At 70.8% G+C, this 24,389-nt stretch carries 28 protein-coding genes; 18 read left to right on the top strand and 10 right to left on the bottom strand.

Features of this window, described 5'->3' with window-relative positions:
• Positions 1-1,049, bottom strand: a 1,049-nt coding sequence (locus Cco03nite_RS31700; RefSeq protein WP_203696959.1) for an ABC transporter ATP-binding protein, incomplete at its 3' end; no start/stop codon positions are given.
• Between the two features lie 197 nt (positions 1,050-1,246).
• Between Cco03nite_RS31700 and prmC the strand changes: the two genes are divergently transcribed.
• The 4 genes from prmC to Cco03nite_RS31680 all read left to right on the top strand — a co-directional run bounded on the left by prmC (position 1,247) and on the right by Cco03nite_RS31680 (position 3,932).
• Positions 1,247-2,086, top strand: a complete 840-nt coding sequence (gene prmC / locus Cco03nite_RS31695; protein WP_239167821.1) for a peptide chain release factor N(5)-glutamine methyltransferase — start codon at positions 1,247-1,249, stop codon at positions 2,084-2,086.
• Between the two features lie 84 nt (positions 2,087-2,170).
• Positions 2,171-2,839: an L-threonylcarbamoyladenylate synthase gene (locus Cco03nite_RS31690; protein WP_203696954.1), complete on the top strand. Its 669-nt coding sequence runs from the start codon at positions 2,171-2,173 to the stop codon at positions 2,837-2,839.
• Positions 2,839-3,438 (top strand): arsenate reductase/protein-tyrosine-phosphatase family protein, encoded by a 600-nt coding sequence (locus tag Cco03nite_RS31685; protein WP_203696953.1) that lies wholly within the window; start codon positions 2,839-2,841, stop codon positions 3,436-3,438. Before Cco03nite_RS31690 ends, Cco03nite_RS31685 begins: the two co-directional genes overlap by 1 nt.
• A gap of 89 nt (positions 3,439-3,527) precedes the next feature.
• A complete protein-coding gene (locus Cco03nite_RS31680) occupies positions 3,528-3,932 on the top strand; it encodes a hypothetical protein (RefSeq protein ID WP_203696952.1) in 405 nt (134 codons plus the stop codon).
• A gap of 91 nt (positions 3,933-4,023) precedes the next feature.
• On the opposite strand, the gene Cco03nite_RS31675 is transcribed toward Cco03nite_RS31680, so the two are convergent.
• Positions 4,024-4,482 (bottom strand): hypothetical protein, encoded by a 459-nt coding sequence (locus Cco03nite_RS31675; RefSeq protein ID WP_203696951.1) that lies wholly within the window; start codon positions 4,480-4,482, stop codon positions 4,024-4,026.
• A gap of 182 nt (positions 4,483-4,664) precedes the next feature.
• Between Cco03nite_RS31675 and Cco03nite_RS31670 the strand changes: the two genes are divergently transcribed.
• From Cco03nite_RS31670 to Cco03nite_RS31620, 11 genes are all read left to right on the top strand, one after another.
• A complete protein-coding gene (locus Cco03nite_RS31670) occupies positions 4,665-4,880 on the top strand; it encodes an AtpZ/AtpI family protein (protein WP_203696950.1) in 216 nt (71 codons plus the stop codon).
• 28 nt (positions 4,881-4,908) lie between these two features.
• The gene (gene atpB, locus Cco03nite_RS31665) at positions 4,909-5,709 is read left to right on the top strand and encodes a F0F1 ATP synthase subunit A (RefSeq protein WP_239167820.1); all 801 of its coding nucleotides are present in this window, start codon (positions 4,909-4,911) and stop codon (positions 5,707-5,709) included.
• Positions 5,710-5,844: 135 nt separating this feature from the next.
• Positions 5,845-6,051: an ATP synthase F0 subunit C gene (gene atpE / locus Cco03nite_RS31660; protein ID WP_155371925.1), complete on the top strand. Its 207-nt coding sequence runs from the start codon at positions 5,845-5,847 to the stop codon at positions 6,049-6,051.
• A gap of 73 nt (positions 6,052-6,124) precedes the next feature.
• Positions 6,125-6,673: a F0F1 ATP synthase subunit B gene (locus Cco03nite_RS31655; RefSeq protein ID WP_203696949.1), complete on the top strand. Its 549-nt coding sequence runs from the start codon at positions 6,125-6,127 to the stop codon at positions 6,671-6,673.
• On the top strand, positions 6,673-7,488 hold the full coding sequence (locus tag Cco03nite_RS31650) for a F0F1 ATP synthase subunit delta (RefSeq protein WP_203696947.1): 816 nt from the start codon (positions 6,673-6,675) through the stop codon (positions 7,486-7,488). The genes Cco03nite_RS31655 and Cco03nite_RS31650 overlap by 1 nt, the downstream gene beginning before the upstream one ends.
• A gap of 118 nt (positions 7,489-7,606) precedes the next feature.
• Positions 7,607-9,241 (top strand): F0F1 ATP synthase subunit alpha, encoded by a 1,635-nt coding sequence (gene atpA, locus Cco03nite_RS31645; RefSeq protein ID WP_203696945.1) that lies wholly within the window; start codon positions 7,607-7,609, stop codon positions 9,239-9,241.
• 2 nt (positions 9,242-9,243) lie between these two features.
• Positions 9,244-10,173, top strand: a complete 930-nt coding sequence (locus tag Cco03nite_RS31640) for a F0F1 ATP synthase subunit gamma (RefSeq protein ID WP_203696943.1) — start codon at positions 9,244-9,246, stop codon at positions 10,171-10,173.
• Positions 10,173-11,606, top strand: a complete 1,434-nt coding sequence (gene atpD, locus Cco03nite_RS31635) for a F0F1 ATP synthase subunit beta (RefSeq protein ID WP_203696941.1) — start codon at positions 10,173-10,175, stop codon at positions 11,604-11,606. Before Cco03nite_RS31640 ends, atpD begins: the two co-directional genes overlap by 1 nt.
• A gap of 101 nt (positions 11,607-11,707) precedes the next feature.
• Positions 11,708-12,961, top strand: coding sequence for an LCP family protein (locus tag Cco03nite_RS31630; RefSeq protein WP_203696939.1), 1,254 nt, complete (start codon positions 11,708-11,710; stop codon positions 12,959-12,961).
• Positions 12,962-13,059: 98 nt separating this feature from the next.
• On the top strand, positions 13,060-13,344 hold the full coding sequence (locus tag Cco03nite_RS31625; protein WP_203696938.1) for a F0F1 ATP synthase subunit epsilon: 285 nt from the start codon (positions 13,060-13,062) through the stop codon (positions 13,342-13,344).
• 22 nt (positions 13,345-13,366) lie between these two features.
• Positions 13,367-13,789 carry a DUF2550 domain-containing protein gene (locus Cco03nite_RS31620; RefSeq protein WP_203696936.1) on the top strand — a complete coding sequence of 141 codons (423 nt, stop codon included), beginning with the start codon at positions 13,367-13,369 and terminating at the stop codon, positions 13,787-13,789.
• A 16-nt stretch (positions 13,790-13,805) separates the two neighbouring features.
• Here Cco03nite_RS31620 and Cco03nite_RS31615 read toward each other — a convergent pair whose 3' ends face one another.
• The 4 genes from Cco03nite_RS31615 to Cco03nite_RS31600 form a co-directional block, all read right to left on the bottom strand.
• Complete coding sequence (locus Cco03nite_RS31615) at positions 13,806-14,600, bottom strand: ABC transporter permease (RefSeq protein WP_203696934.1); 795 nt, start codon at positions 14,598-14,600, stop codon at positions 13,806-13,808.
• A gap of 121 nt (positions 14,601-14,721) precedes the next feature.
• Positions 14,722-15,693, bottom strand: coding sequence for an ATP-binding cassette domain-containing protein (locus Cco03nite_RS31610; RefSeq protein ID WP_203696932.1), 972 nt, complete (start codon positions 15,691-15,693; stop codon positions 14,722-14,724).
• A 48-nt stretch (positions 15,694-15,741) separates the two neighbouring features.
• Positions 15,742-16,128, bottom strand: coding sequence for a VOC family protein (locus Cco03nite_RS31605; RefSeq protein ID WP_373314375.1), 387 nt, complete (start codon positions 16,126-16,128; stop codon positions 15,742-15,744).
• Entirely contained in the window at positions 16,125-16,703 is a 579-nt protein-coding gene (locus tag Cco03nite_RS31600) for a cob(I)yrinic acid a,c-diamide adenosyltransferase (RefSeq protein WP_203696918.1), read from the bottom strand. The genes Cco03nite_RS31605 and Cco03nite_RS31600 overlap by 4 nt, the downstream gene beginning before the upstream one ends.
• Here Cco03nite_RS31600 and murA point away from each other — a divergent pair.
• Positions 16,702-18,078, top strand: a complete 1,377-nt coding sequence (gene murA, locus Cco03nite_RS31595) for a UDP-N-acetylglucosamine 1-carboxyvinyltransferase (protein ID WP_203696910.1) — start codon at positions 16,702-16,704, stop codon at positions 18,076-18,078. The genes Cco03nite_RS31600 and murA overlap by 2 nt on opposite strands.
• Positions 18,079-18,217: 139 nt before the next feature.
• On the opposite strand, the gene Cco03nite_RS31590 is transcribed toward murA, so the two are convergent.
• Complete coding sequence (locus Cco03nite_RS31590; protein WP_203696902.1) at positions 18,218-18,538, bottom strand: hypothetical protein; 321 nt, start codon at positions 18,536-18,538, stop codon at positions 18,218-18,220.
• Between the two features lie 138 nt (positions 18,539-18,676).
• Here Cco03nite_RS31590 and Cco03nite_RS31585 point away from each other — a divergent pair, with 138 nt between their 5' ends.
• Positions 18,677-19,525: a 3-hydroxyacyl-CoA dehydrogenase family protein gene (locus Cco03nite_RS31585; protein ID WP_203696900.1), complete on the top strand. Its 849-nt coding sequence runs from the start codon at positions 18,677-18,679 to the stop codon at positions 19,523-19,525.
• 133 nt (positions 19,526-19,658) lie between these two features.
• On the opposite strand, the gene Cco03nite_RS31580 is transcribed toward Cco03nite_RS31585, so the two are convergent.
• The 3 genes from Cco03nite_RS31580 to Cco03nite_RS31570 are packed head-to-tail and all read right to left on the bottom strand — an operon-like array spanning position 19,659 to position 22,182.
• Positions 19,659-20,453 (bottom strand): alpha/beta hydrolase, encoded by a 795-nt coding sequence (locus tag Cco03nite_RS31580; RefSeq protein WP_203696898.1) that lies wholly within the window; start codon positions 20,451-20,453, stop codon positions 19,659-19,661.
• Positions 20,453-21,307 carry an ABC transporter permease gene (locus Cco03nite_RS31575; RefSeq protein WP_239167822.1) on the bottom strand — a complete coding sequence of 285 codons (855 nt, stop codon included), beginning with the start codon at positions 21,305-21,307 and terminating at the stop codon, positions 20,453-20,455. Before Cco03nite_RS31575 ends, Cco03nite_RS31580 begins: the two co-directional genes overlap by 1 nt.
• An 11-nt stretch (positions 21,308-21,318) precedes the next feature.
• On the bottom strand, positions 21,319-22,182 hold the full coding sequence (locus Cco03nite_RS31570) for an ABC transporter ATP-binding protein (protein WP_239167818.1): 864 nt from the start codon (positions 22,180-22,182) through the stop codon (positions 21,319-21,321).
• 126 nt (positions 22,183-22,308) lie between these two features.
• Between Cco03nite_RS31570 and Cco03nite_RS31565 the strand changes: the two genes are divergently transcribed.
• Positions 22,309-24,300 (top strand): ethylmalonyl-CoA mutase, encoded by a 1,992-nt coding sequence (locus Cco03nite_RS31565; protein WP_203696894.1) that lies wholly within the window; start codon positions 22,309-22,311, stop codon positions 24,298-24,300.
• The last annotated feature ends 89 nt before the right edge of the window (positions 24,301-24,389 follow it).

Here is a 24,389-nt window from a genome sequence, read left to right as displayed (position 1 = left end):
GCGTCGGCGGCATGAGCCGCTCCGAGCTGCGGGACCGCCCCGCCTCGCTCGGTCCGCAGCAGCTCCCCGGCGTACACCTTGCGCACCACGTCCTCGATCGCGGGCTCGTCCAGGTGCAGCTCGCCGACCTCGACGACGTCCAGCACCGCCGCGATGAGCTGGCCGGCGGTGTGGGTGAACCGGTCGAACGTCAGCGTGACCTCGGCCGGGCTGTCGCCCGCGACGACCTCGACGTCGGGCAGGCGCTCGGTGAGCTTCTCGATCGGCGTGGACTCGGCCAGCTGCAGGTGCATCCGGCGTACCCGCGCGAAGCGGTCCTTCATCTCGGCCAGCGGGCCGTCGAAGATCTTCCGGCCCTCGTCGATGATGACGATCCGCTCGCACACGTCCTCGATGTCGCCCAGGTCATGCGTCGTCAGCATGAGCGTCGTGCCGTCCTGGCGCAGCTCCCTCAGGAACTGCCGGACCCGGTCCTTGACCGAGATGTCGAGCCCGATGGTCGGCTCGTCCAGGTAGACGATCTTCGGCTGGTGCAGCAGCGCGGCGGCCAGGTCGGCGCGCATGCGCTGGCCCAGGGACAGCTTGCGGGCCACCACGGGCAGCAGGTCGGCCAGGCCGAGCACGTCGTCGAGGCGTTCCAGGCGCTGCTTGTAGAAGGCGGGGCTCAGGTCGTACATGTCGCGCAGCAGGGCCAGCGACTCGCGCACCGGCAGGTCCCACCACAGCTGGGTGCGCTGGCCGAACAACACGCCGATGTTGCGGGCGTTGACCATCCGGTCGGTGTGCGGCTCGGCTCCCGCCACCCGCACCGTGCCCGCGGTCGGCACCAGGATGCCGGTGAGCAGCTTGATCGTCGTGGACTTGCCCGCGCCGTTGGGCCCCACGTACGCCACGGACTCGCCCGCCTCGATGGACAGGTCGATGCCGTCCACCGCCCGGAACTCCTTGAACCTGCGTTGCACCAGATGTTTCAGCGAGCCGCGCAGACCCGGATCCTTCTCCGGCCGACGGAAGATCTTCGTCAGGCCACGGGCCTCCACCAACGACATGCGCCGACCATCTCAACGCACTCCCGAGGGGTCAACCGGTTTCTCGTGGACCGCCCCGCCGCGGTCCGCGGGGATCCGACTGCCCGTCACGGGCCGGTCCGGCGCGGGACCTGGGGCTGTGCCCGATTCAGCGAACCGGCGCGGCCTGGGCGCGAGTGCTCGGCCGGTTCACCCGGCCGGGCCGCTAGGTTGATCGGGTGCCCGTGCTCTCCGCCCACATCCGCGCCGCCGCGGCCCGGCTCGCCGCCGCTGGGATCGACTCGCCCCGGGTCGAGGCGGAACTGCTCGCCGCGCACGTGCTCGGGGTGCCCCGCGGCCGGCTGCTGCTGATCGACACCGTCACCGAGCCGCAGGTGGCGTCGTTCGATGAGCTGGTGCGCCGCCGCGCCGAGCGGGTCCCGCTGCAGCACCTGACCGGGACGGCCCCGTTCCTCGACCGCGAACTGCTGGTCGGGCCGGGCGTCTTCATTCCGCGCCCGGAGACCGAGCTGCTGGCCCGCTGGGGCATCGAGGCCCTGCGCGGCGTGGCCGAGCCGGTGGTCCTGGACCTGTGCAGCGGCTCCGGCGCCCTGGCGATCGCGGTCGCCGACGCCCGCCCCGACGCGACCGTGTACGCCGTCGAACGCAGCGACGACGCCCTGCCCTGGCTGCGCCGCAACACCGCGGGCACCCCGGTCCGGGTCGTCCCCGGCGACGTGCGCGACGTGCCGCTGCCCGCCCCCGCCGACCTGATCCTGTGCAACCCGCCCTACGTGCCCCTGACGGTCGCCGTCCCGCCCGAGGTCGGCCACGACCCCGCCGAGGCGGTCTTCTCCGGCGAGCATGGCCTCGACCTCATCCCCGTGATCATCGCGCGCGCCTGGGACGTGCTCCACGACGGCGGCCGCCTCGGCGTCGAGCACGACGACACCCATACCCCCGCCATGGCCTCCCTCCTGGCCACCTGGCAGGACATCCGCACCCACCCCGACCTGGCAGGCCGCCCCCGCTTCACCACCGCGACGAAAGGAAGGGCACCTTCACATCGCTCCGCGTAGCGGAAGGGCACCTTCTTAACGGCTCCTGATGGCGGATCTGCTGTCCGGTGGGTGGGAGGCGTGTGTGCCGTATGCGAACAGCGCATGACAGACTGGCTCCTCGTGAGGCTCTACGACTGCCGCAACGTCGTCGAACGGGACCGCGGGATCCAGGCCGCGATCGACGCCGTATCCAGTGGCGACCTTGTGGTCCTGCCCACCGACACGGTGTACGGCATCGGCGCCGACGCCTTCAAGCCGTGGGCGGTGACCAACCTGCTCAGCGCCAAGGGGCGGGGTCGGCACATGCCGCCGCCGGTGCTGGTCGGCTCCCGGCACACCCTCGACGGACTGGTGATGCGGCTGCCGTCGGTGGCCCGCGACCTGGTCGAGGCCTTCTGGCCGGGCGCGCTGACCATCGTCGTCGAGCAGGCGCCGAGCCTGCAGTGGGACCTCGGCGAGACGGGCGGCACGGTGGCCGTACGCATGCCGCTGCACCCCGTCGCGCTGGAGGTGCTGCGCAAGACCGGCCCGATGGCCGTCTCCTCGGCGAACCTCACCGGCCAGCCCGCGGCGCTCACCGCCGAGCAGGCCCGTGACCAGCTCAGCTACAAGGTCAGCGTGTACCTGGAGGCGGGGGAGTGCCCCAGCCCGGTCCCGTCGACCATCGTGGACGTGACCGGCGAGCGCCCGCGGGTGCTGCGCGCCGGGGCGATCAGCCTCGACCAGCTGCGCGAGGTCGCCACCGACATCCAGGGTCCGGAGGAGTCGTGATGGCCCCGTTCACGGTCCTGCACGTCTGCATGGGCAACATCTGCCGCTCGCCGATGGCCGAGCGCCTGCTGGCGCTGGCGGTCACCGAGCAGGCCGGCCCCGTCGGCGCCGACCTGGTGCTCTCGCACTCCGCGGGTACCGGCGGCTGGCACGAGGGCGAGGAGATGAACCCGCCCGCGGCCCGCCAGGTGCGCTCGCGTGGCGGCTCGCCGGACGACTTCAGCGCCCGCAAGCTGCGCGCCGAGCACATCGAGTCGGCCGACCTGATCCTCACCGCCACCGCCGACCAGTACGACTACGTCGTCGCGCTGCGCCCCGACGCCGCCGACCGCACCTTCGTGCTCGGCGAGTTCGGCCGCCTCCTGCCCTCGGTGGACCAGTCGACGCTGCCCGGCGCCGACCGCACCCCCGATGCGGTCTACACCCGCGGCGTAGCCCTGGTCGCCGCCGTCGCCACCGCCCGCAACGGCGAACCCGCCCAGGCCAAGGACGACCTCGACGACCCCTGGGGCCGCGGCGACCAGGTCTTCGCCCGCGTGGCCGACGAGATCCAGTCCACCGTCCACCCCCTCACGACCGTCCTCCTCCCCCCAGCGTGACCCACCCCACGCCCCCGCCTGGTTGATCATGAACCTATGGCACGGTTGGTCGGCGTGTCGTTGGCACAACAACCTGATGACCTTGAGGCGTGATGCTCGGTAAGCGGCTGAAGTTCCTGCCGTTCATGCTCGGTGTGACCGCGGCGGTGGCCGTGGTGGCGCCGCTGGTGGCGTACCTCGCCGTCGGCGCGGCGGCCGCGGTCGGCGTGCTGGCGGGTGTGGTCCTGGTCTGCGTCAGCTACCTGCTGTCCAGTTTCGTGATCGCCTGGGCGGACTCGATCAACCCGAAGATGGTGCTGTCGGTCGGCCTGCTGATGTACGGCGTCAAGTTCACCGTGCTGTTCCTGGTGCTCGCCGTGATCGCCAAGTCGGGCTGGGCCGGCCTCAAGCCGATGGCGATCGGCATCGGCATCGCCGCGATCGCGTGGACCATCGGCCACGGCTGGTGGCTCTGGCACGCCAAGATCCCGTACATCGACGAGCCCGAGAAGTAGTCGATCAGGAACCTGTGCCGCCGACACGCCGTCGAGCCGTGCCATAAGTTCATGATCAACCCGCCGGTGCGCCGGTGCGCCGGGGCGCGGGCTAGCCGAAGATGGGTGGGCGGCAGGGGTCCTTCACCGCGCCGGAGATGAGGTTGTCGCCTTCGGTGTCTTTGCGGGAGGTGCGGGACCAGTCGACCACGGTGCGGAAGGTGCCGGAGCGGCAGGTGAGGCTCAGGTCCTTGGACTGGTATTTGAGCTCGGCGGCGTAGGTCTGCTTGCCCTTGAGGGTGTGTGTGCGGGAGGCCACACTGCGCCATACGTCACCGTCGCGGCGCTCGAGTTTGATCTTCAAGGTGAGCTTCTCGGCGCCGGGGGTGGCGCATCGATAGCGGACGCGGCCGGCGAAGTTGTCCCGGTCCTCGTCGGCCTTCGGACCATCGACGATGACCGTGCAGTGCACCGGCTTGGTCGATTCGGTGTCATCGTTGCCGCGCGGCTCACAACCGCTGCTCAATGCTGTGAGCAGTACGAAAACTACAGGTATCGTGAGCTTGCGCATCGCCGCACCGCCGTGGGGGAGAACGGAAGGGTTGTCTCCATCTCAGCGGTTCGGCGCGGTTAAATCAACATCGATCTCATCCTTGCGGAAGTTGACCTGCGGTCGACCTGGTGATGAACATCGCTCGCGTACGGGGGGTGCGTCGTCCGCTGCAGGGGGTGGCTGATATTGTTCGCCGCGTCATGGCCGATGACCAGCCTCCGAAGCGCCCTCACGCAGAGGGCGCCGATGCGGGTTGGGCGGCCATCGGGTATCTCCTCGGCGGAATGCTGGTCTGGGGAGGGGTCGGGTGGCTCATCGATAAGTGGCTGGGACTCCCCAACGTCGGGCTGTTGATCGGTTTGATCGGCGGCGCGGCCGCCGGGGTCTATCTGACCGTGAAAAGACTGGACGGGTGACCGTGCCCGATCGACGGAGGATGACAGGTTGATTACGCAGCCGGGTTTCCTTGCCTCGGAGTTTCCCCCTGGGCCGGAAGTCTTCGACTACAAGACCCTCATCCCGTCGCTCGAGGGCAGCCCCTGGGGGCACGCCTTCACGAAGCTGACGCTGCTGGTCTGGATCGCCGTCGCCATCGTCATCGTCTTCTTCCTCGTGACGTACCGCAACCCCACGCTGGTGCCGAGCAAGAAGCAGTGGCTCGCCGAGTCGGTGTACGGCGTGGTGCGCAACAACATCGCCACCGACATCATCGGTCCGCAGGGCGTGCGCTTCGCGCCGTACCTGGCGACCATCTTCTGCTTCGTCTTCGTGACGAACCTGTGGAGCATCGTGCCGTTCGCGCAGATCTCCCCCAACTCGCACCTGGCCTTCCCGGCCGTGCTCGCCGTGCTGACCTGGTTCATCTACATCGGCCTGGGCGTCAAGAAGCACGGCTTCTTCGGTTACCTGAAGCACGCCTGCGTGCAGCCGGGCGTGCCGTGGCTGGTCCAGCCGATCCTGATCCCGATCGAGTTCATCTCGAACCTGGTGCTCCGGCCGATCACGCTCGCCGTCCGTCTCTTCGCGAACATGTTCGCGGGTCACATGATCCTGCTGGTGTTCACCCTCGGCGGTGTGGCGCTGTGGAACGCGGGTCCGCTGCTGCTGAAGCCGGCCGCGCTGGGCAGCTGGGCCTTCGCGATCATCATGACCCTGTTCGAGCTGTTCATCCTCAGCCTGCAGGCGTACGTCTTCACCCTGCTGTCGGCGACCTACTTCCAGAGCTCGATCTCCGAAGAGCACTGAGTTCCCGGCAACCGAGTATTCGCGCCCGCCCGGCGCGACACCCCTGGCTTCTCGATCCACAACTGAAGATCGCTCATACCTGTAAACAAAAACGTGCGCGTGACCGACACGCGTCGAACTCAGGAGGAAACCAACATGACCGGCAGCCTTAACGTCATCGGCTACGGCATCGCCGCCCTCGGCCCGGGTATCGGCGTGGGTCTGGTCTTCGCCGCCTACATCCAGGCGACCGCCCGTCAGCCCGAGAGCGCCGGCCTGACCCGCACCTACATGTTCATGGGCTTCGCGGTCGTCGAGGCGCTGGCCCTGCTGGGCCTGGTTCTCGCGTTCGCCCTCAGCTAAGCCGGGTCCCGAGCGCCGAGACGATCCGGTGACCGGTCCGCGACGACCGGTCACCGCCGAAGGGGAGTGACCTATGTACATCGCACAAGAGGCGCCAGGCGCGCCCGCGGAGCACGGCTACAACGTGCTCGGCGTGCCGCTGGCCGAGGTGATCGTCGGCCTCATCGCCTTCGGCGTCCTGCTGTTCGTGCTGACCAAGTTCGTGTTCCCGCGTATGGAGAGCATGTTCCAGCAGCGCGTCGAGGCCATCGAGGGCGGGCTCGTCAAGGCGGAGAAGGCTCAGGCCGAGGCCGCGGCCCTGCTGTCGCAGTACAAGGCGCAGCTGGCCGAGGCTCGCACGGAGGCCGCGCGCATCCGTGACGAGGCCCGTGCCGACGCCGAGGGCATCCGCACCGACGTGCTGGCCAAGGCTCGCGAGGAGTCCGACCGCATCATCGCGGCCGGTCGCGACCAGCTGGCCGGCGAGCGGGCGAGCATCGTCCGCGAGCTGCGTGCCGAGATGGGCACGCTGGCGGTCAGCCTGGCCAGCAAGATCGTTGGCGAGTCGCTGGAGGACGAGGCCCGTCGCCGTGGCACGGTCGAGCGCGCGCTCGCCGAGCTCGAGACCGCCGGAGCCCGTTGATGCAGGCGGCAAGCCGAGAGTCGTACACCGCGGCCCGGGCAGCGCTGGAGACCAGCGCCCGGGCGGCGGGTGCCGCCGACACGGCGGTGATCGCCGAGGAGCTGCTCGGCTTCGCGGACCTGCTGCGCCGTGAGCCGCGGCTGCGCCGCGCGCTGTCGGACCCGTCCCGTTCTGGCGAGGAGCGGGCCGAGCTGGCCGCGACCCTGCTGGCGGGCAAGGTCGGCCAGGGTACCGTTGACCTGATCAAGGTGCTGGCGTCGGGCCGCTGGTCGGCCGCGTCGGAGCTGCTGGACGGCACCGAGCGCCTGGGCGCGGACGCGCTGCTGGCCTCGGCGGAGCTGGCCGGCGACCTCAGCGAGGTCGAGGACGAGCTGTTCCGCTTCGGGCAGATCGTCGACGGCGACCTGCAGCTGGCGGCCACGATCGGCGAGACCGTCGTGCCGGTGGCGCGCCGGGCCGAGCTGGTCGGGAGCCTGCTGCGGGGCAAGGCGAAGCCGGTGACGGTGAGCCTGGCCGAGCTGGCCGTGCGGGGCTTCGGCGGCCGCTCGTTCAGCGGCGCGATCACCCGGCTGGTCGAACTGGCCGCCGAGCGCCGGGAGGCGCAGGTCGCGTACGTCACGGTCGCGCAGCCGCTGACCGAGGCGGAGGAGTCCCGCCTGGCCTCGTCGCTGTCCGCCATCTACGGCCGTCAGGTCTCGGTGAAGGTAACCGTCGACCCCGCGGTGCTGGGTGGGCTGAGCGTGCAGGTCGGCAGCGACCTCTACGACGGCACCATCGCACGGCGGCTGGCCGCAGTCCGCAACGCGTTCGCCTAGCGAGCGCCCGGAACCCGGTCCGACCCGGTGCGCCGCTCCGGCGGCACGCCGGCACCGGGTTCCCCTGAACCGATACCGAACCTGACTTGACAGTCACGACACCGATAGGAAGCTGAGGATGGCCGAGCTGACCATCTCGTCCGAGGAGATCCGTGGAGCGCTTGAGCGTTTCGTCTCCTCGTACGCGCCCGAGATCTCCCGCGAGGAGGTCGGCGTCGTCACCGAGGCCGGTGACGGCATCGCCAAGGTCGAGGGTCTGCCCTCCACCATGGCCAACGAGCTGCTGGAGTTCGAAGACGGCACCCTGGGTGTCGCGCTGAACCTGGACGTCCGCGAGATCGGTGTCGTCGTCCTGGGTGCCTTCGAGGGCATCGAGGAGGGGCAGCCGGTCAAGCGCACCGGCCGCGTGCTCTCCGTGCCGGTCGGCGACAAGTTCCTGGGCCGCGTGGTGAACCCGCTGGGTGCCGCCATCGACGGGCTGGGCGAGATCGACAACGAGGGCTTCCGCGAGCTGGAGCTGCAGGCTCCGAACGTGATGGTCCGCAAGAGCGTGCACGAGTCGCTCGAGACCGGCATCAAGGCCATCGACGCGATGACCCCGATCGGCCGCGGCCAGCGCCAGCTGATCATCGGTGACCGCAAGACCGGCAAGACCTCGGTCGCGCTGGACGCGATCATCAACCAGCGCGCCAACTGGAAGACCGGCGACCCGAAGAAGCAGGTCCGCTGCATCTACGTCGCCATCGGCCAGAAGGCGTCCACCATCGCGTCCGTCAAGGGCACGCTGGAGGCCGCGGGTGCGATGGAGTACACCACCATCGTCGCCTCCCCGGCGTCGGACCCGGCCGGCTTCAAGTACCTGGCGCCGTACGCCGGTTCGGCCATCGGCCAGCACTGGATGTACGCCGGCAAGCACGTTCTGATCGTCTTCGACGACCTGAGCAAGCAGGCCGAGGCCTACCGTGCCGTGTCGCTGCTGCTGCGCCGCCCGCCGGGCCGTGAGGCCTACCCGGGTGACGTCTTCTACCTGCACTCCCGCCTGCTGGAGCGCTGCGCGAAGCTGTCCGACGACCTGGGCGCGGGCTCGATGACCGGTCTGCCGATCATCGAGACGAAGGCCGGCGACATCTCGGCGTTCATCCCGACCAACGTCATCTCCATCACCGACGGGCAGATCTTCCTCGAGGAGAACCTGTTCAACTCGGGTGTGCGTCCGGCGATCAACGTCGGCACCTCGGTCTCCCGGGTCGGTGGCTCGGCGCAGGGCAAGCCGATGCGCAAGGTCTCCGGCCGCCTGCGCCTGGACCTGGCCCAGTTCCGTGAGCTGGAGGCGTTCGCCGCCTTCGCCTCCGACCTGGACCGCGCCTCGCGCGCCCAGCTGGAGAAGGGCTCCCGCCTGGTCGAGCTGCTCAAGCAGCAGAACTACTCGCCGTACCCGATCGAGGAGCAGGTCGTCTCGGTCTGGACCGGCACCGAGGGCAAGCTCGACGACATCCCGGTCAAGGACGTCCGCCGCTTCGAGGGCGAGTTCCTGCAGCACCTGCGTGCCTCGCACAGCGACGTGCTGAAGACGATCGCCGGCGGCACCTGGGACGACGACGTCGTGGCGAACCTCGACAAGGCGATCACGTCGTTCAAGGCGGGCTTCCTGCCGGCCGAGGACAACGTCGTGATCAACGAGGCTGAGGCCGACGCGCTCGAGGGCCCCGAGGTCACCGAGACCGTCACCCGCATCGTGGACGAGAAGAAGTAGTCATGGCCGGTTCGGTACGAGTGCTTCGTCGGCGGATCAAGGCGACCCGCTCGACGAAGAAGATCACCAAGGCGATGGAGCTGGTCGCGACCAGCCGTATCGCCAAGGCTCAGGCTCGGGTCGACGCGTCCTTGCCGTACGCGAACGCGATCACCGGTGTGCTGACCGCGCTGGCGTCGAACACCAACGCACAGCACCCGCTGCTGGTGCCCCGGGACCCGGAGCACCGGGCCGGCGTGCTGCTCGTCACGAGCGACCGCGGTCTGTGCGGCGGTTACAACGCCAACGCGATCCGCCTCGCCGAGCAGCTCATCGCTCGCCTGAAGAGCGAGGGCAAGCAGGTCGCGCTGTACGTCGTCGGCCGCAAGGGGATCAGCTACTACACCTTCCGCGGGCGCGAGCTCGCCGGAAGCTGGAGCGGCTTCTCCGAGCAGCCGCGCTTCGAGGACGCGCGCCGGGTCGGCGAGACGCTGATCCAGGCGTTCGTGCACGGCGCGGACGACAGCCTCGACGGCGCGGGCGACGACGGCGTGCTGGGCGTGGACGAGCTGCACATCGTCTACACCGAGTTCAAGTCGCTCATGACCCAGAACGCCAGCACGAAGATCTTCGCGCCGATGCAGGTCGAAGAGCGTGCGGGCAACAAGGGCGAGCTGCTGCCGGCGTACGACTTCGAGCCGAACGCCGAGGAGCTGCTCGACGCGCTGCTGCCGAAGTACATCAACACGCGGATCTACGCGGCGTTGCTGGACTCGGCGGCCAGCGAGTCGGCCTCCCGCCGTCGGGCGATGAAGAGCGCGACGGACAATGCGGAAACCATGATCAAGTCGCTGACGCGGGAGATGAACTCCGCGCGTCAGGCCGCGATCACCCAGGAAATCAGTGAGATCGTCGGCGGCGTGGACGCGCTGGCGGCGGCGGGGAGTGAATGATGACCACTGCTACTGACACCAAGGCGGGCGTCGGTCGAGTCGTCCGGGTCATCGGCCCGGTCGTCGACGTCGAGTTCCCGCGCGACGCGATGCCCGCTCTGTTCAACGCGCTCCAGGTCGAGGTGACCCTGAGCGAGGGCGACCGCACGCTGACCCTCGAGGTGGCCAACCACCTCGGCGACAACGTGGTCCGGGCCATCTCGATGCAGCCCACCGACGGCATGGTCCGCGGTGCGGAGGTGCGCGACACCGGTTCGCCGATCAGCGTGCCGGTCGGCAACGAGACCAAGGGCAAGGTGTTCAACGTCCTCGGTGACTGCCTCAACCTCGAGAAGGGGCAGAAGCTCGAGGTCACCGAGCGCTGGCCGATCCACCGCAAGCCTCCGGCGTTCTCCGAGCTGGAGCCGAAGACCGAGATGCTGGAGACCGGCGTCAAGGTGATCGACCTGCTGGCCCCGTACGTCAAGGGCGGCAAGATCGGTCTGTTCGGCGGCGCGGGCGTGGGCAAGACGGTGCTCATCCAGGAGATGATCATCCGCGTTGCCCGTAACTTCGGTGGAACGTCCGTGTTCGCGGGCGTGGGTGAGCGCACCCGTGAGGGCAACGACCTCATCCACGAGATGGCGGACGCCAACGTGCTCGGCGACACCGCGCTGGTCTTCGGCCAGATGGACGAGCCCCCGGGCACCCGTCTGCGGGTCGCGCTGTCCGCGCTGACCATGGCCGAGTACTTCCGCGACGTGCAGAAGCAGGAGGTGCTGCTCTTCATCGACAACATCTTCCGCTTCACGCAGGCCGGCTCCGAGGTGTCCACCCTGCTCGGCCGTATGCCGAGCGCCGTGGGTTACCAGCCGACCCTCGCCGACGAGATGGGTGAGCTCCAGGAGCGCATCACCTCGGTGCGTGGCCAGGCCATCACCTCGCTGCAGGCCATCTACGTGCCCGCGGACGACTACACCGACCCGGCGCCGGCGACCACCTTCGCCCACCTGGACGCGACCACGAACCTCGAGCGCAAGGTGTCCGACAAGGGCATCTACCCCGCCGTGGACCCGCTGGCCTCGTCCTCGCGAATCCTGGCCCCGGAGTACGTCGGCGCGGAGCACTACGCCGTCGCCTCCGAGGTGAAGCGGATCCTGCAGAAGTACAACGACCTGCAGGACATCATCGCGATCCTCGGCATGGACGAGCTGTCCGAGGAGGACAAGGTCACCGTGGCCCGGGCCCGCCGGATCGAGCGGTTCCTGTCGCAGAACACCTACGCGGCCAAGCAGTTCACCGGTGTCGAGGGTTCGACCGTGCCGGTGAAGGAGACCGTGGAGGCGTTCAAGAAGATCTCCCAGGGCGAGTACGACCACGTCCCGGAGCAGGCCTTCTTCATGTGCGGCGGCCTCGACGACCTCGAGAAGAACTACCGCGAGCTGACCAAGTAAGGTCCGCGAGCACGAAGCGGCCCCTGTCCCGAACGGGACAGGGGCCGCTTCGCGTCGGACCCCGGCAGAGCGAAGGCCGCATCTGCCTCGTTAGCCACATCATGGTGGCTAAACAGTGGCGTGCCGCGGCGCGCTGGGCCCGCTGGAGCATGCTCGCGGGTACGGCACTGATGATGCTGAGCGGTGCGTCCCTGGTCACCGTGGACCGTGTGCTCGCGCGCTACGAGGGCGCCGTCCACAGCGAGGACCTCTTCGGCGACCAGACGCCGGGCCGGCAGGCCCCGCCGCGGCCGGAGGACATCAAGGGGCCGCTCAACATCCTGCTGGCGGGCATCGACCCGCGGCACAACGACCCGTTCTGGATCCCGCGGGCCGACTCGGTCCTGGTCATGCACATCCCCGCCGGCCTCGACCGGGGTTACCTGTTCTCGCTGCCCCGGGACCTGCTGGTGGCGATCCCGCCGTTCGCCAAGTCCGGCTACGGCGGCAACCCGGCCGACAAGCTGGCGCACGCGATGTACTTCGGCTCGATGGTGCCCGGCGACCGCCGTGCCAACCATGCCCAGGGCTTCGAGCTGCTGGCCGCGACGGTCAGCCAGTACACCGGGATCGCGCGGTTCGACGCGGGGGCGATCATCGACTTCAGCGGGTTCAAGGACGTCATCGACGCCCTGGGCGGCATCGACATGATGGTCGACGAGCGGGTCGCCTCGATTCACCTGGAGCCCGACGGCGACCCCCGGGACCGGGGCAACAGCAGCACCGGGTACGTCGGCGAGCAGATGGTCTACGAGCCGGGCATGCGCCACTTCAAGGGCTGGCAGGCGCTGGACTACGCCCGGCAGCGTTACGTGACCGGCGGTGACTACGCCCGGCAGCGGCACCAGCAGCAGCTGGTCCGCGCGATGATCGCCAAGGCGTTCAGCGACGACGTGCTGGGCGACCCGCTGCAGATGGACACCGTGCTGCGGGCGGCGGGCTCGTCGCTCACCTTCAGCGGCCGCGGGCACGGCGTGATCGACTGGGCGTTCGCGCTGCAGGATCTGCGCCCGAGCACCGTGCACATGGTGAAGCTGTCCGGTGGCGGGGTGGGCCGTTACGTCGTCGACAAGGACAAGGGCGACGACGAGGGCGACGACGGTGGCGGTGACGACGGCGACGACGGCGGGGATGACGGCGACGACGGCGGGGACGGCGACAAGAAGGACGACAAGAAGAAGAAGTCCAAGCCCAAGATGAAGTACCAGTATCTGGGGGAGCAGCTGGACATGTACTCCCGGCAGTTCCTGGCCTCGGTCGCGGCGGGCTCGGTCGAGAACTTCGTGGCTTTCCATCCCGAAATGCTGGGTAAGTGATGGTCGCCGGTTAGCTCACACTGACCGGTCCTGCTGGGGGCCGCTGATCACCGGCGGTTAGACTCGCTGCACCAATCTTGCACACCTGAGGAGTCATCGTGGCCAAGCTGCTCCAGGTCGAGCTCGTCGCCGTCGAGGAGAAGGTCTGGTCCGGGCAGGCCGAGATGGTCATCGCCCGCACCACCGAGGGCGAGCTGGGCGTGCTGCCCAGCCACGCGCCGCTGCTCGGCCAGCTGGCGAACCCGGGCGGGGTGCGCATCATCCTCCCCGGCGGCGAGGAAGTGGCCTACGAGGTCTTCGGCGGCTTCCTGTCCGTCACGACCGAGGGCGTGACGGTGCTGGCAGAGACCGTCGCATCGGTCGCACCGGCCGCGCGTCACTGAACGACCAGCGCCGCCCACGACGATGAGGTCGCTGCTCGAAGTAGTCGCCATCGGCCTCGTCGTCCTGCTCGCCCTGCTGGCGGGCCTCTTCGTGCGCCGCGAGGTGTTCGCGCGCGGCCACGGCACCGTGGAGCTCTACCTCCGGCTGCGCCAGACGGCCGGAGGGCGCGGCTGGGCCCCCGGCTTCGCCCAGTTCCGCGGCGACGACCTGCGCTGGTACCGGATGTTCAGCCTCTCCCCGCGCCCGCGCCGCACGCTCTCGCGGCGCGACCTGAAGGTCGTCGCGCGGCGCGCGCCCAGCGCGGAGGAGTCGGTGCTCGTGCCCGCCGACTGGGTCGTGCTGCAGTGCGCCGACTCCCGGGCCCAGGTGGAGATCGCCATGCCCCTGCACACCGTCACCGGCTTCCTCTCCTGGCTCGAAGCCGCCGCCCCCTACTCCACGTAGCGAACGCCGCCCCGGGTCACGGCGCGGGCGTGCGGCGGTAGCGGCGCAGCGCCAGCGGGATCGCCGCCAGCAGCGCCGCGAAGATCCAGACCAGAGCCAGGGGGTACGCCGAAGCCGGGGTCGCGCCGGAGCCGGCGGGTTCGTCGCCCCAGAGCAGGCGCAGCGCCGTGACGACGGCCGAGACGGGATTCGCCTCCGCGAGCGGGCGCAGCCAGGGCGGCATGGTGTCCGGCGGCGCGAGCACGTTCGACACGAACGTCAGCGGCATCAGGCACACCAGCAGGACGGTCCGGGCCGCGCGGGGAGTGCGTGCGGACAGGCCCAGCGCCACGGACAGCCACGCGACGGCGTACCCGAAGGTCAGGACCAGCAGGAAGCCCGCGGCGGCCGCAGCGGGGCCGCTGTGCACGCGCCAGCCGGCGATCACCCCGGTCGCCGCGGCGACCGCCGCCGTCAGCGCGATCCGGACCAGGTCCGACACCGTACGCCCGAACAGCACCGCGGCCCCCGGCGCGGGCAGCGCCCGGAACCGGTCGACCATGCCGCGATGCACGTCGCGGGCGACGTCCACGGCGGCGAGCCCGGCGGTGAGCGCGACGGCCTGCACGATCAGGCCCGGGGTCAGGAACCCGGCATAGTCCGCGACGCCCGGCACCCGGATCACGCCGCCCAGGACCACGCCGAACAGCATCATGAACAGCACCGGCTGCAGCAGCGGCAGCGCCAGCAGCCGAGGTTCCCGCCGCCCGCGCAGCAGCCCGCGCCGGGCCGCCACCACCACGTCCTGCGCCGCCGCCGCGAGCTCGCTCACGCGTCCTCCCCACCCCGGGCGGGCGGCGCAGGGCGGACGATCGCCACCCGCCCACCCCGTTCGTGGTCAGGAAGGGCACCCTCTACAACACATGGCGATGTGCAGGTGCCCTTCCTCTCGGTCATGTTCGCGCCTCCTCGTCGGCGAGGGTGGGGGTGGCGGCCTGGCCGGTGAGCTTGCGGAAGACGTCGTCGAGGCTGGCCCGGTGGATGCCGATGTCGACGGGCTCGATGCCGGCGGCGTCGAGCCGGCGCACCAGCTCGACCAGGGCCTGCGCGCCGGACACCACGGGGGCCTGGACCAGGTGCTGGTCCAGGAAGACGACGGCCTGGCCGCCGCAGACCCGGTTCAGGATGTCCTCGGCGACCTGGGTCTCGGCCCGGTCGCCCAGCACGACCTGCAGCCGCTCCCCGCCGATCTGCCGGGTGAGCTGCTCCGGCGTGCCTCGCGCGAGCACGTGGCCACGGTCGAGCACCACGATCTCGTCGGCCAGTTCGTCGGCCTCCTCCAGGTGCCGGGTCGCCAGCAGCAGGGTCGTGCCGTCGCGCACCCGCTCGCTGATCACGTCCCAGATGCCCAGCCGGCTGCGCTGGTCCAGCCCCGCGGTGGGCTCGTCGAGCAGCACCACGGCGGGCGCGGCGACCAGCGCGCAGGCCAGGTCGAGGCGGCGGCGCATCCCGGCGGGATAGCAGCTCACCCGCCGGTGCGCGGCCTCGCTCAGGTGGAAGCGTTCCAGCAGCTCCTCGGCCCGCGCGCGGGCCCGGCGGCGGCCGAGCCGGTGCAGCCGGCCGAGCTGCTCCAGGTTCTCGAAGCCGGTGAGGAAGCCGTCGACGGCCGGGCGCTGCCCGCACACGCCGATGTCCGGCCGGGCCCAGGCCGGGTGCGTCAGCACGTCGACCCCGTTGACCAGGCACCGGCCGGCGTCCGGGCGCAGCAGGGTGGCCATGATGCGCACCGCGGTCGTCTTGCCGGCCCGGTCGGGTCCGAGCAGGCCCAGCACGGTGCCCTCCGGCACGCTCAGGGACAGCCCGGCCAGCGCGGTCGTCGAGCCGTACCGCTTGACCAGACCTTCCGCGACGATCGCAGCGGCCATGGGCTCACGGTAGTCACGGTGTGGACCCCGCGCGCCGGATCCGCCCTTTTACCGGGTCGCGACCAGTTCGACCTCGTACCCCTGCTCGTCCTCCAGGTACGCCGCGTAGGTGTCCGGGCCGCCCGCGTGCGGGTGCCGGTCGGGGAACAGCAGCCGCCAGCCGCGCTCGCCCGCCGCCGCGACCAGCCGGTCCACGTCGGCCGGGGAGCCCGCGTGCAGCGCCAGGTGGTTCAGCCCGGGAGCGCGCCGCTCGTGCCGGCCGCCGGCCAGATCCGGGGAGCACTCGAAGACGACGTACGCCGTGCCGTGCCGCCAGGAGACGCCCGCCGCCCACCGCTGGTGCTCGGTCCAGCCCAGCTCGGTCAGCAGCCAGCCCCAGGAGCGCTCGGTCGCCGCCAGGTCCGGCACCCACACCTCGACGTGGTGCAGGCTCACCGGTTGGCCCCGGGCACCCACTTCACGTCGTCGGCGCCGTCGGAATTGGCGACTCTTCCGAGGATGAACAGCAGATCGGAGAGGCGGTTGAGATACTGTGCGGGCAGCGGGCCGGTGCGCTCCGCGTCCATGCTCAGCAGCGCGAACGTGGAACGTTCCGCGCGCCGGGCGGTGGTTCGCGCGACGTGCAGCAGGGCCGCACCCGGCGAACCCCCCGGCAGGATAAAAGAATCCAGCTTGGCCAGTCGCGCGTTGAACTCGTCGCACCAGCCCTCCAGGCGGGTGACGTAGTCCTGCGTGACGCGCAGCGGCGGGTACTTCGGATCGGGGGTGATCGGGTTGCAGAGGTCGGCGCCCACGTCGAAGAGATCGTTCTGGATGAGGGTCAGCACGGAACGCACATCATCAGCTAGGTTGCCCAGAGCGAGCGCCACACCCAGCGCGGCGTTGCACTCGTCCACATCGGCGTACGCGGCGATGCGCGGATCGGTCTTGTCCACACGCTCGCCGTTGCCGAGCGCGGTGGTGCCGGCGTCGCCGGTCCTGGTGTAGATGCGGGTGAGGTGAACAGCCATGACAGCGAGCCTAATGGTGGCCGACGGTGGTGACTCCGTCGGCGCGTTGCTGGCGGACGTCCGGGCGGGGGGTCCGGTCTCTACGATGGCCGACGTGGATGTGATCCGGGTCAAGGGCGGCGCACGGCTGGCCGGCGAGGTCGGCGTGGTCGGCGCGAAGAACAGCGCGCTCAAACTGATGGCGGCGGCGCTGCTCGCCGAGGGCGAGAGCGTGATAACCAACGTGCCGCGCATCACCGACATCGCGCTGATGGGGGAGGTGCTGCGGCGGCTGGGCGCCGGCGTCGTCTTCGAGGACGACCGGGTGCGCATCGACGTGCCCGCCGAGCTGCACCCCGAGGCCGACTACGAGCTGGTACGCCGCCTGCGCGCGTCGATCTGCGTGCTCGGGCCGCTGCTCGCGCGCTGCGGCAAGGTGCGGGTCGCGCACCCGGGCGGTGACGCGATCGGCTCCCGCGGGCTGGACATGCACGTGTCCGGCCTGGCGAAGATGGGCGCCGACATCAGCGGCGAGCACGGCTTCGTCGTCGCGGAGGCCCCGTCGGGCCTGCACGGCGCCAAGATCAGCCTGGACTTCCCCAGTGTCGGCGCGACGGAGAACCTGCTGATGGCGGCCGTGCTGGCGCGCGGCACCACGGTGATCGACAACGTGGCGCGCGAGCCGGAGATCGTCGACATCTGCCGGATGCTGACCGGGATGGGCGCGCGCATCGAGGGCGCGGGCACCTCCGAGCTGACCGTGCACGGCGTCCGCACGCTCCAGCCCGTCGAGCACGCCACCATCGGCGACCGCATCGTGGCCGGCACCTGGGCCTTCGGAGCCGCGATGACCAGGGGCGACGTCACCGTGCGTGGCATCGACCCGCGCTGCCTGGAGATCGCCCTGGACAAGATCCAGCAGGCGGGCGGCGCGGTCGACTACGGGCCCGACTGGTTCCGGGTGCGCATCGCCGACCGGCCCAGCGCGGTGGACGTACGCACGCTGCCCTTCCCGGGTTTCGCCACCGACCTGCTGCCGATGGCGATCGGCATGGCCGCGGTCGCCGACGGGGTCTCGCTGATCACGGAGAACATCTTCGACGGGCGGTTCATGTTCGCCGAGGAGCTCAAGCGGCTCGGCGCGGACATCCGCATCGAGGGCCACCACGCCATGGTCCGCGGCCGGGACCGGCTGTCCAGCGCCGAGGTCACCGCCAGCGACATCCGCGCCGGGGCCGGGCTGGTCATCGCCGGCCTCTGCGGCGACGGCGTGACCACGGTCCGCGCCGTCCACCACATCGACCGCGGCTACCCCGACTTCGCCCGCGACCTACGAGCCCTGGGTGTCCAGGTAGAACGCGCCGAAACCCCCGCCGACCCCGAATACGGCTTCTGACCCGCCCCCGTGGCGCGACTCTTGCAAACTTGCGGCCTCAGTGCGTCACTGAGGCCGCAAGTTTTCAAGAGTCGTGGGCGCCATCGGCCGGGCCGTGGTGGTTGGACCGGGTGCCGGCGGCGTTGACGGCAACCGGGGTTCAGCGGGTTTCGCCGACGACGCGGCGGGCGCGGTTGACCTCGTCGGCGAAGACCAGCACCCGGATCCGGCCGTCGGGCGCGGTGGCGAGTGTCGCGCGGATGCCGACGCTGTGCAGGTGCTCACGGATGAGCGCCGCGTCGGCGAGGGTACGGACCACCGCGGCGCTGGCGAGCAGGCCGTAGTCGTCGAGGGCGGGGCTCGGCGCGAGCGGCACGGGTGTCTCGGCGTCGCGCTGCAGTCCGCGGTGCAGGACCACGGCGAGGACCGCGATGGTCAAGATCGCGATCATCGGGCCGGCGAGATAGGCACTAGCAGGCATGATCCCAGTTTGCACCCAGCGTCCCTGGTCGCGAGGCCGTTCCCGGTGCCCTGAGCGATCGTTTAGGCTCGACTGCGGTCGGCGGCGCGTGCACCGGCCGACGACACCGGTTCATGTTCCCCAGTGGGAGGCAGTGCAATGGCAGGGAAGCTCGCGGTCATCGGGGCGGGACTCATGGGCGCCGGTATCGCCCAGGTGGCGGCGCAGGCCGGATGGCAGGTCACGCTGCGCGACCTCGACGACGCGGCCACCGGGCGGGGCCTGGAGGGCATCCGTACCTCGCTGGGCCGGTTCGCCGCCAAGGGCACCATCACCGAACAGGACGCCCAGGACGCGCTGGGACGTATCACCACCACCACGGACCTCGAGGCCGCGGCCGAGGCCGACATCGTGATCGAGGCGGTCTTCGAGAAGCTGGAGATCAAGCAGGAGGTGTTCCGGGCGCTGGACCGCATCTGCAAGCCGGACGCGGTGCTCGGCACCAACACCTCTGCCATCCCGATCACCCAGATCGCCGCCGCCACCCAGCGGCCCGAGATGGTCGTGGGCACCCACTTCTTCTCGCCGGTGCCGATGATGAAGCTGTGCGAGCTGGTCCGCGGCCACCGGACCAGCGACGAGACGCTGGCCGCCGCGCGGGCGTTCGCCGAGGGCATCGGCAAGACCTGCATCGTGGTGAACCGCGACATCGCGGGCTTCGTCACCACCCGCCTCATCGCGGCGCTCGTCGTGGAGGCGGTCAAGCTCGTCGAGTCGGGCGTGTGCACCCCCGAGGACCTGGACACGGCCTGCAAGCTGGGCTTCGGTCACGCCATGGGCCCGCTGGCCACCACCGACCTGACCGGCGTGGACATCCTGGCGCACGCCGCCCGCAACATCTACACCGACACCGCGGACCCGAAGTTCTTCCCGCCGGAACTGCTCCAGCGCATGGTCACCGCCGGCGAGCTGGGCCGCAAGAGCGGCAAGGGCTTCTACACGTACTGACCAGCCGCACGCGCTGACCGGCCGTGCCGTGCTTCTCATAGACGTTGGCCTATCACCTCGACTTTTTGTCGACCGCAGTCGATGTGATAGGCCAACGTCGATGCAAACGGGGTGCGGCGGTGGCCGACAGGGGTCACGCCGGGGACAGGGCGCGGCCGAGGAAGTCGAAGGCGGCCGGGGTGATGGAGTTCCAGTACGTGCGGGTGTGCGCGCCCGGGGCGTACGCCGTGGTGGCAGCCGGGATCGCGCCGGCCAGGGCACGTACGTCCTCGTAGAAGCCGTCCTGCTCGCCGCACCACAGCGCGACGGGCGTGCCCGCCAGGGCGGAAGCGCCCGCGAAGACGCGGTCCCCGGGCGCCACCGCGGGGGAGAACGCCGCCACCGCGCGATACGCGCCCGGGTGCGACTGGGCCAGCCGCAGCGCCCCGTAACCGCCCATCGACCAGCCCCACAGGGCCAGGCGCGTCGTGTCGAAGCCGCGCTCGGCGCACCAGGCCGGGATCTCCTCGTACGCCATGCGCTGCGGGTCGTCGGCCCCCGACGGCTCCCAGCGCAGCCGCCCACCGGTGGCCCCGGCCAGCACGAACGGCGGCACGCCGCGCCGGACGGCGTCGGTGAGGAAGCGCCCGAAACCGAAGCCGGGGAAGTTCGCGGCCGTCGCCGAAGCACCGTGCAGCACGAGGCACACGGGCAGCCCGCGCCCGTCGCCGTGCCCCTCGGGCACCGCGGTGTAGAAGTCGACGCTCGCGCCCCGCGCCGCCGAGGAACGCTGTTCCAGGCGCTCGTCGCCGAGTGGCACGCCCGGGACCAGCGCGGCGGCGGTCTCCGCGTCGTCGGGGCGGCTGCCCCGCCAGAGCGCGACGCCGCCGAGCGCCGCCGCGCCGAGGGTCACCCCCGCGGCGATCCGCAGCACCCGGCGGCGCTCCATCAGCCCTCCCGCTTGCTCGTCCAGCGGAACCCGACCAGGCACAGGACCAGCCCGCCGACGCACCAGGCGGCGAGCACCAGGGCGACCTTGCCCAGCTCGTACGAGCCGGCGACCTCTTGGCTCGCGAAGGACTCGGGCAGGAACACGCTGCGCAGGCCCTGGCACATCCACTTCAGCGGGAACAGTGCGGCGAACTGCTGCATCCACGGCGGCAGGTCGTCGTACTCGAAGAACACGCCGGAGGTGAACTGCAGGATCAGCGCGATCGGGGTGACCACGGCCGGCCCGGCCCGGCCGGTCTTCGCGACGCCGGAGAACGCGATGCCGCACAGGGTGCAGGCGATCAGGCCGAGCACGCTGACCCAGCCGAAGGTGAACCACTTCTGCCCGGTGTCGGGCAGCCGCAGGTCGTAGAAGGCGACCGCGACGGCCAGCAGCATGACGACGCTGATGAAGGCGAGCGCCGCCACGCACAGGATCTTGCCGGCGAAGAACACCCACTTCGGCATCGGTGTGCCGCGGTAGCGCTTGAGCACACCCCGGTCGCGCTCGATCGGGATGGTGATCGCCAGGTTCTGGAAACCGGTGGCCATGATGCCGGAGGCGATCATGCCGGTGACGAAGTACTGCGACAGGGTCACCGCCGGGATCTCGCCGGGCGGGGTGATGACCACGCTGCCGAAGATCGATCCGAAGATCAGCATCAGCATGACGGGGAAGAGCAGCGTGAAGACCAGGGACTCCCGGGTACGCACGAACTGCTTGAACTCGATCCCGCCCTGCGCCAGGGCGAGACTCAGGCCGCCACCGCCGCCTGCCCGCCGCGCGACGGGCCGCGCCGTGCTCTCCTCGATGCTCTGCGCACTCACGCCGCCACCTGCCCGTTCTCGCCGATCATCTTCAGGTAGACGTCCTCCAGCGTGGGCCGGGTGACGGTCAGCTCCGGCACCTCGCCGCCGAACGAGGCGGCCAGGCGCTGCACCACCTCGGTGGGACGGTCGGTCTCCTCGACCCGGGTGCCGCCGTCCTCGCGCCAGCTCACCGTGGCGGTGGCCAGGTGCCGCCCGCCCAGCTCGGCGGGGGTCGACACGGCGATCATGGAGCCGCGGGCGATCACGCCGACCCGGTCCGCGAGCGCCTCGGCCTCGTCCAGGTAGTGCGTGGTCAGCAGGATGGTGGTGCCGGTGTGCGACAGCGCCCGGATCAGCTCCCAGAACTCGCGGCGGGCGGCCGGGTCGAAGCCCGTCGTCGGCTCGTCGAGGAACAGCACCTCGGGCTGGTTGACGATGCCCAGCGCCACGTCGAGGCGGCGCTTCTGGCCGCCGGAGAGGGTGTGCGTACGCGAGTTCGCCTTCTCGCCCAGCCCGACCCGCTCGATGACCTCGTCGGGGTCGGCCGGGTTCGGGTAGAAGCGCGCGAAGTGGCGTACCACCTCATGCACCTTGAGCTCGTCGAACTCGCCGGTGCCCTGCAGCACGATGCCGACCCGGCGACGCCAGTCGCGGTCGGCCTTCGCGGGGTCCGTGCCGAGGACGGAGACGGTGCCGGAGTCCCTGGTGCGGAAGCCCTCCAGGATCTCCACGGTGGTGGTCTTGCCCGCCCCGTTGGGGCCCAGCAGCGCGAAGACCTCGCCGCGCGGCACGGCCAGGTCGACCCCCGCGACCGCGACGTTGTCCGCATAGGACTTGCGCAGCCCGGAGACGCTGATCGCCAGCTCTTCGTGAGTCACACCCGGCACCATACGTCAGCGTGTCATCGAAGCCCGCCCCTGCTCGGCCGGGCGCGAGAGACGCCACGTACCCCAGTGAGATTCTTCACCGGCACAAGTTACTGAACGTTCACTTAGCATCGGCGTATGGAGCCACGTCTCGCCGATCGTGACCGTCCCTGGGTCATGCGCACCTACGCTGGCCACTCGAACGCGGCGGCCACCAACGCGCTGTTCCGGCGCAACCTGGCCAAGGGCCAGACCGGGCTGTCGGTCGCCTTCGACCTGCCCACGCAGACCGGCTACGACCCCGACCACGAGCTCGCCACGGGCGAGGTGGGCCGGGTCGGCGTGCCGGTGGCGCACCTCGGCGACGCGCGCGCCCTGTTCGACGGCATCGACCTGGCCGCCGCGAACACCAGCATGACCATCAACGCCACCGCGATGTGGCTGCTCGCGCTGTACGTCACCGTCGCGCAGGAGCAGGGCGCGGACCCTGCCGCGCTGGCCGGGACGACCCAGAACGACATCATCAAGGAGTACCTGTCGCGCGGGACGTACATCTTCCCGCCCGGCCCGTCGCTGCGGCTGACCACCGACGTCGTCGCGTGGACCGTGGCCAACGCGCCCGCCTGGAACCCGGTCAACATCTGCTCGTACCACCTCCAGGAGGCCGGCGCGACGCCCGTGCAGGAGGTCGGCTTCGCACTGGCCACCGCCGTCGCCGTGCTCGACCGGGTACGCGACGGCGGCCAGGTCGCGCCCGAGCGCATGGGCGACGTCGTGCAGCGCATCTCGTTCTTCGTCAACTCCGGCGTGCGTTTCGTCGAGGAGATGGCGAAGATGCGGGCGTTCGGCCGGCTCTGGGACGAGATCACCCGCGACCGGTACGGCGTCACCGACGCCAAGCAGCGCCGCCTGCGCTACGGGGTGCAGGTCAACTCCCTCGGGCTGACCGAGTCGCAGCCGGAGAACAACGTGGCCCGGATCGTGCTGGAGATGCTCGGCGTCACCATGTCCCGCGACGCCCGCGCCCGCGCCGTGCAGCTGCCCGCCTGGAACGAGGCCCTGGGCCTGCCCCGGCCCTGGGACCAGCAGTGGTCCCTGCGCCTCCAGCAGGTCCTGGCGTACGAGTCCGACCTGCTGGAATACCCCGACCTGTTCGCCGGGTCGCACGTCGTCGAAGGGTTGGTCGACGAGATCGCCGACGGGGCCCGCCGGCAGCTCGCCGAGGTGCTGGAACTCGGCGGCGCAGTGGCCGCCGTGGAGAGCGGGCACCTGAAGAGCGCGCTGGTCGCCTCGCTGGCCCGCCGCCGCGGGCGGGTGGAGTCGGGCGAGGACGTGGTCGTCGGCGTCAACCGGTTCGTCGAGACCGAGCCGTCGCCGCTGACCGCCGCCGGAGCGCAGGCGATCGAGCAGGTCGATCCGGCGGTGGAGAAGGCGGCGATCGACGCGGTGACCCGCTGGCGGGCCGAGCGCGACGCGTCCGCGGCCGCCGAGGCGCTGGACCGGCTGCGCGCCGAGGCCGCCGGGTCGCGCAACCTGATGCCGGCGACGCTGGAGTGCGTACGGGCCGGGGTCACCACCGGGGAGTGGGCCGGGGTGCTGCGCGAGGTGTTCGGGGAGTACCGCGCGCCGACCGGCCTGAGCAGCGGGGTCTCCGGCAGCGGGGACGGCTCGCTGGCCCGGGTACGCGAGCGGGTGCGGGCCACGGCCCGGGAGCTGGAGCGCCCGGCGCTGCGGCTGCTCGTCGGCAAACCGGGCCTCGACGGGCACTCCAACGGCGCGGAACAGATCGCCGTACGCGCCCGCGACGCCGGGTTCGAGGTCGTCTACCAGGGCATCCGGCTGACCCCGGCACAGATCGTGGCGGCGGCGGTGCAGGAGGACGTGGACCTCGTCGGGCTGTCGGTGCTGTCCGGCTCGCACCTCAACGCGGTGCCCGCGGTGCTGGCCGGGCTGCGTACCGCCGGGCTGGCCGACCTGCCGGTCGTCGTCGGCGGCATCATCCCCGAGGACGACGCCGAGGTGCTCCGCGAGGCGGGCGTCGCCCGCGTCTTCACCCCGAAGGACTTCGCCCTCACCGACATCATGGCCGAGCTCGTGACGGTCGTCCGCGAACGCCACCACCTCCCCTGACCGCCCACCCGCCCGCCGGTTTGTTGATCATGAAGTTGTGGCGGCGACACGCCGTCGAGCCGTGCCATAAGTTCATGATCAACGCGGTG

It is taken from the genome of Catellatospora coxensis, from assembly GCF_016862635.1.
Classification (GTDB): domain Bacteria; phylum Actinomycetota; class Actinomycetes; order Mycobacteriales; family Micromonosporaceae; genus Catellatospora; species Catellatospora coxensis.
This window is presented reverse-complemented; position numbering and strand designations above follow the sequence as displayed.

What these genes read in the sequence shown, in the direction of transcription:
- Cco03nite_RS31685 (WP_203696953.1), top strand. Translation starts at nt 2,839, where the DNA reads ATGGCCCCGTTCACGGTCCTGCACGTCTGCATGGGCAACATCTGCCGC.
- Cco03nite_RS31610 (WP_203696932.1), bottom strand. Translation starts at nt 15,693, where the DNA reads ATGGCCGCTGCGATCGTCGCGGAAGGTCTGGTCAAGCGGTACGGCTCG.
- Cco03nite_RS31565 (WP_203696894.1), top strand. Translation starts at nt 22,309, where the DNA reads ATGGAGCCACGTCTCGCCGATCGTGACCGTCCCTGGGTCATGCGCACC.
- Cco03nite_RS31640 (WP_203696943.1), top strand. Translation starts at nt 9,244, where the DNA reads ATGGCCGGTTCGGTACGAGTGCTTCGTCGGCGGATCAAGGCGACCCGC.
- Cco03nite_RS31600 (WP_203696918.1), bottom strand. Translation starts at nt 16,703, where the DNA reads ATGGCTGTTCACCTCACCCGCATCTACACCAGGACCGGCGACGCCGGC.
- Cco03nite_RS31690 (WP_203696954.1), top strand. Translation starts at nt 2,171, where the DNA reads ATGACAGACTGGCTCCTCGTGAGGCTCTACGACTGCCGCAACGTCGTC.
- murA (WP_203696910.1), top strand. Translation starts at nt 16,702, where the DNA reads ATGACAGCGAGCCTAATGGTGGCCGACGGTGGTGACTCCGTCGGCGCG.
- Cco03nite_RS31590 (WP_203696902.1), bottom strand. Translation starts at nt 18,538, where the DNA reads ATGCCTGCTAGTGCCTATCTCGCCGGCCCGATGATCGCGATCTTGACC.
- Cco03nite_RS31650 (WP_203696947.1), top strand. Translation starts at nt 6,673, where the DNA reads ATGCAGGCGGCAAGCCGAGAGTCGTACACCGCGGCCCGGGCAGCGCTG.
- Cco03nite_RS31585 (WP_203696900.1), top strand. Translation starts at nt 18,677, where the DNA reads ATGGCAGGGAAGCTCGCGGTCATCGGGGCGGGACTCATGGGCGCCGGT.
- atpA (WP_203696945.1), top strand. Translation starts at nt 7,607, where the DNA reads ATGGCCGAGCTGACCATCTCGTCCGAGGAGATCCGTGGAGCGCTTGAG.
- Cco03nite_RS31630 (WP_203696939.1), top strand. Translation starts at nt 11,708, where the DNA reads ATGGTGGCTAAACAGTGGCGTGCCGCGGCGCGCTGGGCCCGCTGGAGC.
- Cco03nite_RS31655 (WP_203696949.1), top strand. Translation starts at nt 6,125, where the DNA reads ATGTACATCGCACAAGAGGCGCCAGGCGCGCCCGCGGAGCACGGCTAC.
- atpE (WP_155371925.1), top strand. Translation starts at nt 5,845, where the DNA reads ATGACCGGCAGCCTTAACGTCATCGGCTACGGCATCGCCGCCCTCGGC.
- Cco03nite_RS31675 (WP_203696951.1), bottom strand. Translation starts at nt 4,482, where the DNA reads ATGCGCAAGCTCACGATACCTGTAGTTTTCGTACTGCTCACAGCATTG.
- Cco03nite_RS31620 (WP_203696936.1), top strand. Translation starts at nt 13,367, where the DNA reads ATGAGGTCGCTGCTCGAAGTAGTCGCCATCGGCCTCGTCGTCCTGCTC.
- atpD (WP_203696941.1), top strand. Translation starts at nt 10,173, where the DNA reads ATGACCACTGCTACTGACACCAAGGCGGGCGTCGGTCGAGTCGTCCGG.
- Cco03nite_RS31580 (WP_203696898.1), bottom strand. Translation starts at nt 20,453, where the DNA reads ATGGAGCGCCGCCGGGTGCTGCGGATCGCCGCGGGGGTGACCCTCGGC.
- Cco03nite_RS31670 (WP_203696950.1), top strand. Translation starts at nt 4,665, where the DNA reads ATGGCCGATGACCAGCCTCCGAAGCGCCCTCACGCAGAGGGCGCCGAT.